This window comes from Clostridium carboxidivorans P7 (assembly GCF_001038625.1).
Taxonomy (GTDB): Bacteria; Bacillota; Clostridia; order Clostridiales; family Clostridiaceae; genus Clostridium_AM; species Clostridium_AM carboxidivorans.
On record NZ_CP011803.1, the window covers coordinates 335,614 to 350,733 of the forward strand.

At 31.1% G+C, this 15,120-nt stretch carries 11 protein-coding genes and 1 other annotated feature; of the genes, 6 read left to right on the forward strand and 5 right to left on the reverse strand.

Annotated features, from left to right (window positions below; all coding sequences use genetic code 11):
* Nucleotides 1-15 precede the first annotated feature (15 nt).
* Genes Ccar_RS01600 through nifJ form a run of 4 tightly spaced genes read left to right on the forward strand, consistent with a single transcriptional unit; the run spans nucleotide 16 to nucleotide 7,201 of the window.
* Nucleotides 16-1,128 (forward strand): LuxE/PaaK family acyltransferase, encoded by a 1,113-nt coding sequence (locus Ccar_RS01600; protein ID WP_007064472.1) that lies wholly within the window; start codon nucleotides 16-18, stop codon nucleotides 1,126-1,128.
* Entirely contained in the window at nucleotides 1,125-2,417 is a 1,293-nt protein-coding gene (locus tag Ccar_RS01605; RefSeq protein WP_007064471.1) for an acyl-CoA reductase, read from the forward strand. The genes Ccar_RS01600 and Ccar_RS01605 overlap by 4 nt, the downstream gene beginning before the upstream one ends.
* 58 nt (nucleotides 2,418-2,475) lie before the next feature.
* Nucleotides 2,476-3,639 (forward strand): pyridoxal phosphate-dependent aminotransferase, encoded by a 1,164-nt coding sequence (locus Ccar_RS01610; protein ID WP_007059816.1) that lies wholly within the window; start codon nucleotides 2,476-2,478, stop codon nucleotides 3,637-3,639.
* 43 nt (nucleotides 3,640-3,682) lie between these two features.
* Nucleotides 3,683-7,201, forward strand: coding sequence for a pyruvate:ferredoxin (flavodoxin) oxidoreductase (gene nifJ / locus Ccar_RS01615; RefSeq protein WP_007059815.1), 3,519 nt, complete (start codon nucleotides 3,683-3,685; stop codon nucleotides 7,199-7,201).
* Between the two features lie 87 nt (nucleotides 7,202-7,288).
* Here the strand turns inward: nifJ and Ccar_RS01620 are convergent, their stop codons facing one another.
* Nucleotides 7,289-7,732: a hypothetical protein gene (locus tag Ccar_RS01620; protein ID WP_007059814.1), complete on the reverse strand. Its 444-nt coding sequence runs from the start codon at nucleotides 7,730-7,732 to the stop codon at nucleotides 7,289-7,291.
* A gap of 227 nt (nucleotides 7,733-7,959) precedes the next feature.
* On the opposite strand from Ccar_RS01620, the gene Ccar_RS01625 reads away from it, so the two are divergent.
* Nucleotides 7,960-10,050: a sigma-54 interaction domain-containing protein gene (locus tag Ccar_RS01625; RefSeq protein ID WP_007059813.1), complete on the forward strand. Its 2,091-nt coding sequence runs from the start codon at nucleotides 7,960-7,962 to the stop codon at nucleotides 10,048-10,050.
* Nucleotides 10,051-10,227: 177 nt separating this feature from the next.
* The gene (buk, locus tag Ccar_RS01630; RefSeq protein WP_007059812.1) at nucleotides 10,228-11,289 is read left to right on the forward strand and encodes a butyrate kinase; all 1,062 of its coding nucleotides are present in this window, start codon (nucleotides 10,228-10,230) and stop codon (nucleotides 11,287-11,289) included.
* 72 nt (nucleotides 11,290-11,361) lie between these two features.
* On the opposite strand, the gene pdaA is transcribed toward buk, so the two are convergent.
* From pdaA to Ccar_RS01650, 4 genes are all read right to left on the reverse strand, one after another.
* On the reverse strand, nucleotides 11,362-12,261 hold the full coding sequence (gene pdaA / locus Ccar_RS01635) for a delta-lactam-biosynthetic de-N-acetylase (protein WP_007059811.1): 900 nt from the start codon (nucleotides 12,259-12,261) through the stop codon (nucleotides 11,362-11,364).
* Nucleotides 12,262-12,368: 107 nt separating this feature from the next.
* Entirely contained in the window at nucleotides 12,369-13,061 is a 693-nt protein-coding gene (locus Ccar_RS01640) for a DUF3298 and DUF4163 domain-containing protein (RefSeq protein ID WP_007059810.1), read from the reverse strand.
* A gap of 163 nt (nucleotides 13,062-13,224) precedes the next feature.
* Nucleotides 13,225-14,580, reverse strand: coding sequence for a PFL family protein (locus tag Ccar_RS01645; protein WP_007059809.1), 1,356 nt, complete (start codon nucleotides 14,578-14,580; stop codon nucleotides 13,225-13,227).
* Nucleotides 14,581-14,591: 11 nt separating this feature from the next.
* Entirely contained in the window at nucleotides 14,592-14,861 is a 270-nt protein-coding gene (locus tag Ccar_RS01650; RefSeq protein WP_007059808.1) for an ACT domain-containing protein, read from the reverse strand.
* A 56-nt stretch (nucleotides 14,862-14,917) separates the two neighbouring features.
* Nucleotides 14,918-15,087 (reverse strand) — a binding site (T-box leader).
* Nucleotides 15,088-15,120: the final 33 nt, after the last annotated feature.

Below are 15,120 nucleotides of genomic sequence, written 5' to 3' on the forward strand. Positions count from 1 at the left end.
ATAGGTGAATTATATATGGAGAGTATAGATTTAATAGAAGATATCATATTAGGTGATCAATTTAAAATACCTGAGAAGGAGAAAGAAAAGGTATTATTAAAAATATTTAAAGAACAATTAAAGAAGAATGAGATAAATCCTAATTTAAAAAGTATGTATAAAAAGAATAGACTAGATATCTCTAAAATTTCTAAACTTGAAGAAATTCCATTTATACCTGTAAACATGTTTAAGGAGTTTGACCTTTCAATTTGTGAAAAAGAACAGATAATAAGAATATTAAATTCTAGTGCTACAACCACAGGAAAGCCGAGCAAAGTATATTTGGATAAAGCTACCTCTGTGCGGCAATCACAGGCATTAATATCAACTCTAAAAAGTTTTTTAGGGATTAAAAGAAGACCGATGTTAATCATAGATAGTAAAGAAGTTAACGGTAGGGGTGGTGTTTTAAATGCTAGAGGTGCAGCCATAAGAGGAGTGAGTAGTTTTGCTAGTAAAATAGATTATGTAATGGATAAAGAAAATGATAACTTAAAAATTAATATAGATAGATTAAAAGAATTTGAAAGTAACTATAAGGATACAGAGATTTTAGTGTACGGATTTACTTATATAATTTGGTCTAAATTTGTAAAGGTTTTAGAAGACCAGAATATTAGACTATCGCTGCCTAATATGAAGCTTTTGCATAGTGGTGGATGGAAAAGATTAACCTTAGAAAAAGTTGAAAAGGAAGAATTCATAAAAAGAACAGCTAAAGTTTTTGGAACAAATTCGCAAAATATAATAGATTTTTATGGAATGGTGGAACAAGTAGGTGTAGTTTTTGTGGATTGTGAATATGGGTACAAGCATGTGCCAGACTTTGCGGAGATTATAATAAGAGATTTTAATAGTCTAAATGAAGTTGAACCTGGTGGATATGGAATTATAGAGGTCATGAGTATTTTAGGCTCTAGCTACCCATCTCAAGCCATTTTAACAGAGGACATAGGAGAATTAGCTGGAATAGATGACTGCAAGTGTGGAAGAAAGGGTAAATATTTTAAATTTAAATCTAGAATAGAAAAGTCTGAAATCAGGGGATGTGGGGATACCTTTGCGGAAAGGGAGTATGGTAAATGATAACTTGTTATTCGTTAGATGGAAAAATATATAGTGAAGGAGTAATTTTTGAAAACTTAGATATTATATATTTAGCTTTAGAGAATAACTGGAGTTTACTAAAATCTATACCTGTAGAAGTTGTTATTAGTATACTAGACGAATACAGTAAAAAATTACATCTAAATAGAGAACTTCTTAAAGTGGAAGGTGTTCCTTTTCTATTGTCTTATCTAAAAAGAAGCAATATTGAAAACTTAATAAAGAATAATATAGGAGACCAAAATTATTTGAATGAATTTATACATAAAGGCAATGGAAAGTATATAAAGGCTCAAGGCAGAGGAATAGCATGTCATTGGATAGCAGGTAATGTACCTACATTAGCATTTTATTCTATTTTTCAAGCATTGATAGCTAAAAATTCAAATATTATAAAAGTTCCAAAACAGAGTATTGATTTGATACTAAAATTACTGGAGCTTATGGACAATATAAAAGTAAATTATAAGTCAAAAATCTATTATTCAACAGATATTTTAAAAAATATTTCATTAATATATTTTGATAGCAATGATAAATTGTTAAATGAACAAATGTCAGCCAAGGCTGATGCTAGAATCGTATGGGGAGGAGAAGAAGCAGTAAAATCTATAAATTCCTTACCTAAAAAAAGCACCTGCAAGGATTTGGTTTTTGGACCTAAGTATTCTTTAGCCATTTTTGATAAAAGTGTTATAGAAAGTTGTGAGTGTGAGGAATTTATGAATAGATTAGTTATGGACATAGCCATTTTTAATCAAAAAGCATGCTCGTCTCCTCAAGTATTATTTATAGAAAAAAGTAAGATACCCTTTGATAAGTCTATAAAAAAATTAGCAAATGCTTTTAAAAAATTAGATAAGAGATATCCAAATATTTTAGATGAAAGTACTGCTGGAAGAATTATAAATGAAAGAGGCATATACAGTTTGAGTTTAGACAAAGATTTATGTTGTAGTAAAGGGCTTAATTATACAATTTTAATTAATAATAAAATAGTTTTGGAGGAGCCAATAGGGGGAAGATGTTTATTTGTAAAAGAAATAAATAATATGTTTGAAGTGAAAGACTTAATTACTCGTAGGGTACAGACAATAGGCATAGCATGTAAAGATAAAAATAAGACTTTGGAGTTTGCGGATAGTGTAACCGCTTTAGGAGTAGACAGAGTAGTGGATGTAGGGTTAATGAACATCTACGATTATCCATGGGATGGGTGTTTTATGACAAATGAACTTGTAAGATGGTGCTCAGTTAATATTAATTAAGCCAGTATTGTAAAGAAATAAAAATTAAATAATACAAAATAAACGGGAGGTCTTGAACATGAATTATTTATCAAATATAGCAAAAAATTATCCTGCCTCAGGTATCAGAAAAATGTTTGATTTGGCCCAAAAATATGATGATGTAATTAAATTAACAGTTGGAGAACCAAATTTTGATACACCTGTAAATGTTAAAGAGGCAGCTAAAAAAGCTATTGATGAAGGGTATACACATTATGCTCCAAATGCCGGATTGCCAGAATTAAGAGAAGCTATTGCAAAGGAATATACCAAATATTCAAAGGATTATACCCTAGATAATGTCATGATTACAGTGGGAGGAATGGAAGCAATTACAATGTGCTTGATTGCCACTGTAAATCCTGGTGATGAAGTTATAATTCCAGACCCAGGATTCTCTAATTATGTTGGACAAGTTATGCTTGCAGGAGCTGTACCTGTAGGTGTTCCTGTATTTGAAGAAAATGAGTTTAATATTAAATCTGAAGATATTGAAAAAGCAATTACTCCAAAAACAAAAGCTATTTTATTGAATTCTCCAAGTAATCCTTTAGGTTCTGTAATATGTAAAGAAGAAATACTTAAAATTGCTGAAATTGTAAAAAAGCATAATTTAATAGTATATTCTGATGAAGTATATGATAAGTTGATTTTTGATGGAATAGAATATTTCAGTATTGCTCAGGTACCTGAAGTTAAAGATCAAGTTTTGGTAATTAACAGTTTTTCAAAAGCTTATGCTATGACAGGATGGAGAATTGGATATATTGTAGGTAATAAAGATATTATATCTAATATGCCAAAGTTGCAAGAGGGATTAGTTTCTTGTGTATCCACATTCACTCAAAGAGCGGCTCTTGAAGCTTATACTGGAAATCAGGAAGCAGTTAAACAAATGCATGCTGATTATCTAAGAAGAAGAGATATATTAATTGATGGTTTAAATAATATACCAGGGATAACTTGCAAAAAATCACCAGGAAGTTTTTATGCATTTGCAAATATTAAAGCACTTGGAATAAGTTCAGAACAATTTGCAATTGATCTTGTAAAAAATGCTAGGGTGGTTGTGGTACCAGGGTCAGCATTTGGAAGTATGGGAGAAGGATATTTCCGTACTGTATTTGCAAATTCTGATGAAAATTTAATAGAAGCTGTAAGAAGAATTGATGAATATGTAACAAAAACATATAAATTTTAAGAATTATATAAATAATTTAAATAAATAGTAAGGAGAATTTAACATGGTAAAAAGAAGAACTGAAACTATGGACGGAAATACAGCAGCGGCTTATGCATCATATGCATTTACTGACGTAGCTGCAATTTACCCTATTACACCATCATCAACTATGGCTGCTGTTGTAGATGCATGGTCATCAAAAGGGAAAAAGAATTTATTTGGTGAAACAGTATTAGTAAAGGAGATGCAATCAGAAGGCGGTGCTGCAGGTACACTTCATGGGTCATTACAATCAGGTGCACTTACTTCAACATATACTGCTTCACAAGGATTATTATTAATGATTCCAAATATGTATAAAGTTGCAGGAGAGTTATTACCAGCTGTTTTTCATGTTAGCGCTCGTACCCTTGCATCTAATGCACTTAGTATTTTTGGAGATCATCAAGATGTTATGGCTACAAGACAAACAGGTTTTACATTACTTGCATCAAGTAGTGTTCAGCAAGTAATGGATTTAGGAGCAGTAGCTCATTTGAGTGCAATAAAATCACGTATACCTGTACTACACTTTTTTGATGGTTTTAGAACTTCTCACGAAGTTCAAAAAATTGAAGTATTGGAATATGATGAATTAGATAAAATATTAGACCATGATGCTGTAAAAGCATTTAGAGATAATGCACTTAGTCCAAATCGTCCTGTGCTTCGTGGAACAACTCAAAATCCAGATATTTTCTTTCAAATGAGGGAAGCAATAAATAAATATTATGATACTGTGCCAGGTATTGTTCAATCATATATGGATGAAATCAATAAATTGACAGGAAGAAATTATAAGTTATTTAACTATTATGGAGATGAAGATGCTGAGAATATTGTTGTAGCTATGGGTTCGGGGTGTGAAACAATTAGTGAAGTTGTAGACTACTTAAACAGTAAAGGAGAAAAAGTAGGTTTATTAGAAGTCCATCTTTATAGACCATTTGTACCAGAATATCTTTTGAAATCAATCCCAAAATCTGTTAAGAAGATTGCTGTTCTTGACAGAACAAAAGAACCTGGATCAAATGGAGAACCTCTATATATTGACGTTAGAAATGCATTTTATAATGCTGAAAATGCTCCACTTATCGTAGGTGGAAGATATGGACTAAGCTCAAAAGATTTCAAGCCAAATGATGTACTATCAGTTTTCAATAATCTAAAATTAGACAAGCCAATGAATGATTTTACAGTTAGTATCATTGATGATGTAACTCACAAATCACTGCCATTAAGTGAGGAGAGTATTAATCCAACTCCTGAAGGAACAATAGCTTGTAAGTTTTGGGGATATGGATCAGATGGAACAGTTAGTGCAAATAAGTCAGCTATAAAAATAATTGGTAATAATACGGATTACTATGCTCAAGCATATTTTGCATATGATTCTAAAAAGTCTGGAGGATTGACTGTATCCCATCTAAGATTTGGAGAAAGTCCTATTAAAGAGCCTTATGAAATCACTAATGCAGATTTTATAGCATGTCATAACCAGTCATATGTAAATAAGTATGAATTACTAGCAGGAATAAAAAAGAATGGCAAGTTCTTGTTAAATTGTATTTGGAGTGAAGAAGAATTAGGAAATCAATTACCTGCTAGTCTAAAGAGAGCTATTGCAAATAATAATGTTGAATTTTATATAATAGATGCTGTAGATATAGCGAGAGAAATCGGACTTGGTGGAAGAATAAACATGATAATGCAGGCTGCTTTCTTCAAACTTGCTCAAATTATTCCAGTTGAGGAAGTTGGAAAGTTTCTGAAGAAAGAAGTTGAAAAATCCTATGGAAGTAAGGGACAAAATATAGTTGATATGAACAATTTAGCTATTGATAAAGGTTTCGGAAGCATGAGAAAAATAAATGTTCCTGAGTCTTGGAAGACAGTGGAAGATGCTAAAACTTATATAGATCCAAATATGCCTGAATTTGTTGAAAAAGTTATACTTCCTATGAATAGGCAAGAAGGAGATAAGTTGCCTGTAAGTGCATTCAATGGACGTGAAGATGGTACATTTCCACTTGGAATTACAGCTTGGGAAAAACGTGAGATATCAATAACTGTTCCAAAATGGAATTCAGATAAGTGCATCCAGTGCAATCAATGCTCTTATGTATGTTCTCATGCAGTAATTAGACCAACACTGCTTACTTGTGAGGAATTAAAAAATGCTCCAGCTGGATTTGAAACTGTTCCAGCAAATGGATTTAAGAATATGCAATACCATCTGGCAATTTCAGCTCAGGATTGTACAGGATGTGGCATTTGTGTAGTTAGCTGTCCTGCAAAGGAAAAAGCTATAGATATGAATCCATTAGCAGAAAACAGAGATAAATATATTACTGACTGGGATTTTGCTAAAGGTATAGTTTCTAAAGATATTCCTAAGAATGTTGCAGCAACTGTTAAGGGAAGCCAGTTCCTTAAACCATTAATAGAATTTTCAGGAGCTTGTGCAGGTTGCGGCGAAACTCCATATGCAAAATTGGTTACTCAACTTTTTGGTGATAGGATGATGATTTCCAATGCTGCAGGCTGCTCTACTGTTTGGGGTGGATCTCCTCAAGTATCATATACTACAAATGAAAAGGGATTTGGACCATCATGGGGATTTTCACTATTTGAAGATAATGCTGAGTATGGCTTTGGTATGTATTTAGGGGTTAAAAAATTAAGAACTGCTGCACAGAATTTAGCACATGAAGCTATTAATAATGGAGTTAGTACTAAAGTTGAAGAAGCGTTAACAGCATGGCTAGAAGGTTTTGATGTTTCTGAGAAAACTAGAGAGCGTGCAGATAAATTGACAGCTGTTTTGGCAGAGGAAAAAGGAAATAATGAACTTTTAAATAAGATGTATGACAACAGAGACTATTTTATTAAGAGATCACATTGGATATTTGGTGGTGATGGTTGGGCTTATGACATTGGATATGGCGGTTTAGATCATGTATTGGCAGCTGGAGAAAATGTAAATGTATTGGTATTTGACACAGAAGTTTATTCTAATACTGGAGGTCAATCTTCTAAATCAACTCCTACCGCAGCGATTGCAGAATTTGCCTCAGGAGGTAAAAAGACTAGAAAGAAAGATTTAGGAATGATGGCTATGAGCTATGGTTATGTATATGTAGCCCAAATATCCATGGGTGCCGATAAAAAACAAGCTATTAAAGCTATAATAGAAGCTGAAAATTATCCAGGACCTTCATTGATTATTGCATATTCACCTTGTATAAATCATGGAATTAAGGTTGGTATGGGTAAATCTCAGATCCAGGCAAAAGATGCTGTAGAGTGCGGATATTGGTCATTATATCGTTATAATCCAGAATTAGCTGATGAAGAAAAGAATCCATTTATTTTAGATTCAAAGTCACCTACAAAGGACTTAAAAGAGTTTATGATGAGTGAAGTCAGATTTGCATCATTATATAAACTAGCACCAAAGCAAGCTGAAGAATTATTCGTCAAGGCACAGGCTGATGCAAAGTATAGATATGACAAATATGTTGATATGGCAAAAAGATAAAAAGAAATATTTTAAGTATTAGATTAGTTAACTGAAAAGCAAGCCAGCAAGAAGTTTGTTGGCTTGTGATTTTTTTTATTGGTATTGCTAACAATTGTCTAATAAAATTTCTAATCTTTTCTTTAACACATCATATACATCATCACATTCTTCATTAATTTTATATATTAAATGAATAGTATCCTTAATGTCAGAATTTTTGGGATGAACTACAGAGGAAGATGCTAAAAACTTTGCTGAAGTAGATAAACCTGAAGAAGTTTGTGAAAGCAAGTATAGAATGTTTAACAATGGATTTATGTTATTAGTAATATATTGAGATTCGCAGGGGTTTAAGGGTAACTTACACAATTCATCTTTAATAGAATTTATATTTTTTAAAGTATCTTCAGCTTTGTCAATATATTTATTTATAGAGTTTTCAGATTTTATATTTTCATCCTCTAATTCTTCATCATAGTTATCCTCAGTTGGAGGTTCAGATATTGGATTTGTTATTGGAACATGTTGACCATTCTGATTATCGCTCATAAATACCTCCTGCAACTAAAAAGCTTAATTTATATATCATAATTAACTTGCTTAAATTCAATTTAGGATAAAGGGTAGATAGCTGTCTATTTACTTTATGTAAATTAGCTATATTAGTAATACAATTATATGCTTCAACATTGGCTAATAGTAGAAATTTAAGTAAAACTAGAGTAAAATAACTAATTGTATAGAACAAAATGTATAGTATATAAAGGGTGGAAATAATGTTTAGAGGAATAGATAAAAAAAGGTTACTTATAATAAGTTACAGTGAATCAAGTGCAAATACTTATTATGAACAAATTAAAACTTTATTTTCTGATAATATAGTTTTGGAGAAGATTTGCATTGATAGCGAGAAAATTAAAAATGGTATAGAAGCAGATTTAGTACTGGTTCAATCACAGGATGTTTTTAGATTTATTAAGCCTTATATGCAGAAGAAAACAGATATAATTATAGCAACCAGGACAATTTCTAAAGCTGGTTTAGAAAAAGTTATGCAAATAGAAGAGGGGGCTTCTGTATTATTTCTTGATGAAACAAAAGAAATGGCAATGCAAATGATTTCAGTATTGTATCAGTTGGGAATAAGAAATTTGGATATAGAACCAGGATATCCTGGAAATAATGATCAGATGAATAAAGACTACATTATTGTATTGGGTACATCTGCATATAATAGTTACCCTTGTAAAAAGGTTATTAATGTAGGTAATAGTCTTTTAGAGCTTAATACTATAATTGATATTGGAACAAAACTAAATTTAAGTGATATTTTACAAAGGCAAAATATTAGAGAAAGTTATAGAGAAATTGTTACTACAAATATTGGGTTATCCAATGTAATGGGATTATCCAATAGATTTGAAAGCGAATTAGATATATTACTTCAAATTTTAGATGATGGTATCATAGGGATTGATGCTGAAGGAATAATACGTACATATACTGAAATGGCAGAAAATATAATAGGTTATAAGAAAAATCAGGTCATGAACAAACATGGTTTGGAAATAATGCCTGATATTCCATTTAAATTAGCATTAGAAAATTTAGAAGCAGTTAAAGAAAAGCTTATAAAAATAAATGGATATGATATAGTAGCATCCGTACATCCTATAATTCATTCAGGAAAGCTTTATGGAGCTGTTGCCATAGTTAGAAAGTTTAGTGATATAGAAAAAAACCAGCATAAATTGAGACAACAGCTTATTGGAAAAGGTCATATAGCTAAATATAACTTTCGAGATATAATAGGGGAAAGTGAAGCTATAAAAAAGTGTAAGAATATTGCAAAAAGAATGGCAAAATCGGATTCTTCCGTTATGATTACAGGAGAAACTGGAACTGGAAAAGAGATGTTTGCACAAGCTATACATAATAGTTCACAAAGGAAGGATTATCAATTTGTGGCGGTAAACTGCGGGGCTTTACCTGAAAGTCTTCTAGAAAGTGAATTGTTTGGATATGAAGAAGGAGCTTTTACAGGAGCAAGAAAAGGAGGTAAACCAGGACTTTTCGAACTAGCTCATAATGGAACTTTGTTTCTTGATGAAATTGGAGAAATGCCAATAAACCTTCAAATGAGGCTTTTGAGGGTTATTCAAGAAAGGGAAGTAATGAGAATAGGTGGCGATAGGTTAATTAAAGTAAATATAAGAATAATAGCAGCCACTAATAGAAATTTAAAGGAAATGGTTAGAAAAGGTGAATTTAGGGAGGATTTATATTATAGATTGAATGTGCTTCCTTTAAAAATTCCACCTTTAAGAGATAGAAAAGAAGATATATTATTTTTAATCAATGAAATGAAAAATGAATTTAAAAGTAATTTTCATTTTACAGAAGCATCAAAAGAAATGTTAATTAACCATAATTGGAGAGGTAATATAAGGGAGCTTAAAAATTATGTTGAGTATCTTGCTAATTTAGAATTGGATTCTATTGATGTAAAGGATTTGCCATTTAATGATGAGGTTGTTTTACATGAAGATATTTTAACCCATGATGAAGAAAAAATGGCAGAAGAATTTTTGGAATTAGCTGATGAAAAAATTGATAAATATATATTCATAATGGAAGAACTTAAAAAGAGCTATATTAATAAAACTAGAATAGGAAGAAGAACTTTATACAAAACTGCTAGAGAAAAAGGCTTTTTTATAAGTGAACAAGAAGCAAGATTAATATTAATTAATTTAGAAAAATTTCTTATGGCAAAAGTGCATAAAGGAAGAGGTGGGAGTGTAATAACAGAGTATGGAATAAGAGTGCTTAAATATTTAAAAGTAGAAGTACAAGATTCTAAATAAATATTTATTATAAATGGTATTAATGGGGTTTGATTTTCAAATGATTAATACCATTTATTTTCGGGTTAAAAAACAAAAATATTAAAAATAATAAAAAAGAGTAATATTTAATATATGGCATGATACTTGCTAATTAAAATATTTATTAAGTATTGCTATAATCAGGAGGGTAAAATAATGTACAAAATACTAGCAATAAATCCAGGTTCAACTTCAACTAAAATAGCTATTTATGATGACACAGAGGAATTATTTAAAACCACTATAGAACATTCTAGTGAAGAAGTGAAAAAATATGAAAACATAGCTGATCAATATAGTATGAGATATGAAGCTATAATGAAATTTTTAAAAGAAGTAGATTTTGATGTCAAAGCTTTATCTGCAGTAGTTGGAAGAGGAGGAATTCTGCCTCCAGTTAAATCAGGAGCTTACAGAGTAAATGATTCTATGGTAGAAAGACTGGCTAAAAGACCTGTAGTAGAGCATGCTTCAAATTTAGGAGCTATAATTTCATATGCAATAGCAAAACCTTTAAATATACCAGCTTTCATATATGATTCTGTAGCTGTAGATGAATTTGAGGATATTGCAAGAATATCAGGACTTGCAGATATAAAAAGAGAGAGTTTTATTCATGCTTTAAATATGAGAGCTGCAGCAATAAAAACAGCAAAAAAACTAGGTAAACCTTATGAACAATGTAATTTAGTTGTTGCTCATTTAGGAGGCGGAATATCTCTTACTGTACATAAAGGTGGAAAAATGATAGACGCTGTTACTGATGAAGAAGGACCGTTTTCACCAGAAAGGTCAGGTAGAGTACCTTGTAAGCGCTTAATAGAAATGTGTTATAAAAATGATGAACGCACAATGAAAAAGAAAATAAGAGGAGATGGTGGATTAATCTCTTATTTAGGAACTAATAGTGCATTAGATGTAGAAAAAAGAATTGAAAATGGAGATGCTGAAGCCAAATTAGTTTATGAAGCTATGGCATATCAAATTGCAAAAGCAATAGGAGAACTTGCAACTGTAGTAAAGGGAAAGGTTGATGCAGTAGTAATTACAGGGGGAATTGCCTATTCAAAAATGATGACAGGATGGATAAAAGAAAGAGTAGAATTTATAGCACCTGTAGAGATATTGCCAGGAGAAAATGAATTAGAATCTCTTGCTTTAGGTACGCTTAGAGTTATAAAGGGAGAAGAAAAAGCACACGAATATGATTTAGATTAGACTGGATTAGATAATGCATAGTCTTTTGAAAAGGGAGTTGTTAATAAGAAATCTTTTAACAACTCCCTTATTTTATTTTGGTAGTTCGTCTAAGCTTTTAAGCTCATATCCTTGATTTTTCCATTCTGTAATTACATCATCTAATATTTCGGCATTAGTTTTTGAAACTGCATGTAATAGTACAATGGCACCATTATGAGTTTTATCCATTATACGTTTTTTTGCAAATTCATGGGAAGGTTGTTTGTTGATTTCCCAATCCATATAAGCAAAACTCCAAAATATAGTTTTATAACCAAGTTGTTTTGTATTATATAGTGATAATTCGCTGTACTTTCCCATAGGTGGTCTAAAATACTTTGGCATTTTTTTACCACCAGTAACTTTTCCAAAAGCTTCTTCTACCTCAGAAAACTCACTATTGAATTTTTCAGTATTTGTTATAGAAGCCATGGAAAGATGGTGCGAACTGTGATTGCATACTAGATGACCTTCATTGACCATCCTTTTAATTAAATCTTCATTGGAATTAATATAAGGTTTAACAACAAAAAATGCTGCTTTTGCTTTATGTTTTTTTAGTACATCTAAAATAGGACCTGTATATCCATTTTCGTAACCCTCATCAAAGGTTAAGTATAAAACTTTTTTTGAGGTATCTCCTAAATGATAGCAGGAGTATTTAGGTAAAAAACTTGCTGTTTCCTTAGGAGGCAGTGGTGGATTTTTATCTTTACGTGGTTGGAAATACCAATTATATTCTTTAGTGCTAAGGCCATTTTCAGAATGGCTGATAGCATTTTTAAAAAATCTTGGTACATCCAATAATGAGTGTCTTTTATTTTCATAAATCGATTCATCATATATATTGGAATCTTTTAAATAAAAATCAGTTGTATTTTTGCTGAAATTAATTCCAGTTAAGCTATTAATAGTAAGCATTGATGCAAGAGCAGTACTTAATATACGCATACATTCACCTTCTTTTGTATAGACCAAATTTAAATATAAAAGTATTATGTGCAATATTATAGGTTAAATGAGCGTAAATATAGTACAAATGTGTATATTATTTGCAATCAATTTAAAAAAATAGGTTTTATATAATTTTTTAAAGTACTAAAAGGAATTTTAATTATAGGTATTTCTGATATATTAGGTGCAATTTCGTTGAAACCTAAGTATATTACAATATTTTCGTTGTCCAAATAAAAGGGTTGGTCATCTGAGATGCCTTTAAAATTAGTAACTGTACCAGGAATATATAACTCTTTGTTTTGAATTAAATATTTTTTTATTTCTTTATTGATGATTTGTTTATAAGAAACTCCTTGCTTGAATAAATCCTTTAGAGATAATGATTTGCCTGAATTTAAGTTGAAATTGTAAGAAGTTTTAATATATGAATGTTTTCCGTTAATAAACTCATAATAAAAAATAGTAATGCTTGCAATATTATTTTTATTATAAGTGATGCTGTAATTGGTGGAAATAATAAAAGGAATAAATTTTTTACCGACTTTTTCAGCTTGCATGCCATATTCGTTAGCTGATTCTTCCATTTGTTGTTTGAATTCCATAATATCACTTTTAATTGAATTGTTAATTTGATTTTCTATATTTTTATTTTTCATACCTTTCAATACTGGTATTTTTAAATCTTTTTTAATATATTTTTCTGTAGAGTTTATTTGCTGTGAATCTATTGCAATATTGTTTGAAATGCGCATACAATTAGTGAATGGACAATAAAATGGATATAAATTATACAATATAAAAACCACCTCTAAGATATTTATATGTAGTTAAGCTTTAAAAAGTAAGCATAATGCGAAGCTTTGCTTCGCAATGTGCTTATGTTGTAAATTTTCACTATAATAAAAGAACAACTTAATTTATTTTATGCAAAAGTTTAGAATATGGTTAATAAAAATTCTAGTTTTTAAAGCTGTGGATAGGAGCTGGAATTCTACCGCCTCTAGCTACAAAGGCTTCACTAGAAAATTTGCTTACTGCCATAACAGGAGCATGGCCTAGAAGTCCACCAAATTCAACTACATCACCTATTTTTGTTCCAGGAGCAGGAATAACCCTTACAGCAGTCGTTTTATTGTTTATCATACCAATAGCTGCTTCATCTGCAATTATAGCTGAAATTGTTGATGCAGAAGTGTCTCCAGGAATGGCAATCATATCAAGTCCAACAGAACATACACAAGTCATTGCTTCTAGTTTTTCTATATTTAAGGAGCCGTTGTTAACAGCATCTATCATACCAGCATCTTCACTAACAGGTATAAAAGCACCACTAAGACCTCCAACGTGACTGCATGCCATTACTCCGCCTTTTTTAACAGCATCGTTTAATAGAGCAAGTGCTGCTGTAGTTCCGTGAGTTCCACAACTTTCAAGTCCAAGCTCTTCGAGTATGTGAGCTACACTATCACCAATTGCAGGAGTAGGTGCTAAGGATAAATCTACAATTCCAAAAGGAACATTCAATCTGCTAGAAGCTTCCTTTGCCACTAATTGACCCATTCTTGTGATTTTGAAAGCAGTTTTCTTTATAGTTTCAGCGACTACATCAAAGCTTTCTCCTTTTACCTTTTCTAAAGCTCTTTTTACAACTCCAGGTCCGCTTACACCAACGTTTATTATAGTGTCAGCTTCTCCAACACCATGGAAAGCACCAGCCATAAAAGGATTGTCCTCAACAGCATTTGCAAATACTACTAATTTAGCGCATCCTAAACCTGATGAATCCTTTGTAAGCTCTGCAGTTTTCTTAACTATAATTCCCATTTCTCTTACAGCATCCATGTTTATTCCACATCTAGTAGAACCAACATTGACAGAGGAACATACAAGTTTTGTACGGCTTAAAGCTTCAGGAATAGATTGAATTAATATTCTATCACCTTTGGTATAGCCTTTATGTACTAAAGCTGAAAAACCGCCAATAAAATCTATACCTAAAGTAGCAGCAGCTTTATCAAGTGTTTCAGCATATTTAACATAATCAGTATCACTTGAACAACCTGCAATCATTGAAATAGGAGTTACGGAAACTCTTTTATTTACAATAGGAATGCCAAATTCATTTTCTATTTGTTTACCTACTTTTACTAGGTTTTCAGCACATTTAGTTACTTTATCATATATTTTAATTCTAGATTTTTCTCCATCGGAATCGCAGCAATCTAGAAGTGATATTCCCATGGTTATAGTACGAATATCTAATTTTTCTTCTTCTATCATCTTTATAGTTTCTAATACATTATTTACATTCATCGTTATTCCTCCTAAAGTGTATGCATTGAGTTAAAAATTTCTTCTCTTTGAATTTTTACGTCTACGCCTAATTCTTTCCCTTTTGATAAAAGAGCTTCTTTGGTTTTGTCAAAAGACACATTAGCTTTGGACATATCTACTAACATTATCATTGTAAAGAACTCTTCCATAATAGTTTGAGTAACATCTAAAATATTTATATTCAGATGTAAAAGCTCACTGCTTATACCTGCTACAATACCTACCTTATCTTTTCCAACTACAGTAATAATACCTTTCATAAATAACACCACTCCTATTTTAATATTTTGATATATAAAAAAGACTTATACTCAAGCAAAGGGACGAAAAATATTTTCCGCGGTTCCACCCTTCTTGACATAAGTCCATCTTTCTAAAAAATATTGCTCCAAAGTTCCCTTCATAATAAATTCCTAGTTGCTCACAGCAAAATGCAACCTCTCTTTAAAGAAAATAATTACTACTCCTCTTTATCACTGCAAATTATTAAATTTTGAATTGTATAAAAAAAGACCATAC

Excerpts from the sequence above, each read along its gene's own strand:
- Ccar_RS01600 (WP_007064472.1), top strand. The coding sequence starts at position 16 with ATGGAGAGTATAGATTTAATAGAAGATATCATATTAGGTGATCAATTT.
- Ccar_RS01605 (WP_007064471.1), top strand. The coding sequence starts at position 1,125 with ATGATAACTTGTTATTCGTTAGATGGAAAAATATATAGTGAAGGAGTA.
- Ccar_RS01610 (WP_007059816.1), top strand. The coding sequence starts at position 2,476 with ATGAATTATTTATCAAATATAGCAAAAAATTATCCTGCCTCAGGTATC.
- nifJ (WP_007059815.1), top strand. The coding sequence starts at position 3,683 with ATGGTAAAAAGAAGAACTGAAACTATGGACGGAAATACAGCAGCGGCT.
- Ccar_RS01620 (WP_007059814.1), bottom strand. The coding sequence starts at position 7,732 with ATGAGCGATAATCAGAATGGTCAACATGTTCCAATAACAAATCCAATA.
- Ccar_RS01625 (WP_007059813.1), top strand. The coding sequence starts at position 7,960 with ATGTTTAGAGGAATAGATAAAAAAAGGTTACTTATAATAAGTTACAGT.
- buk (WP_007059812.1), top strand. The coding sequence starts at position 10,228 with ATGTACAAAATACTAGCAATAAATCCAGGTTCAACTTCAACTAAAATA.
- pdaA (WP_007059811.1), bottom strand. The coding sequence starts at position 12,261 with ATGCGTATATTAAGTACTGCTCTTGCATCAATGCTTACTATTAATAGC.
- Ccar_RS01645 (WP_007059809.1), bottom strand. The coding sequence starts at position 14,580 with ATGAATGTAAATAATGTATTAGAAACTATAAAGATGATAGAAGAAGAA.
- Ccar_RS01650 (WP_007059808.1), bottom strand. The coding sequence starts at position 14,861 with ATGAAAGGTATTATTACTGTAGTTGGAAAAGATAAGGTAGGTATTGTA.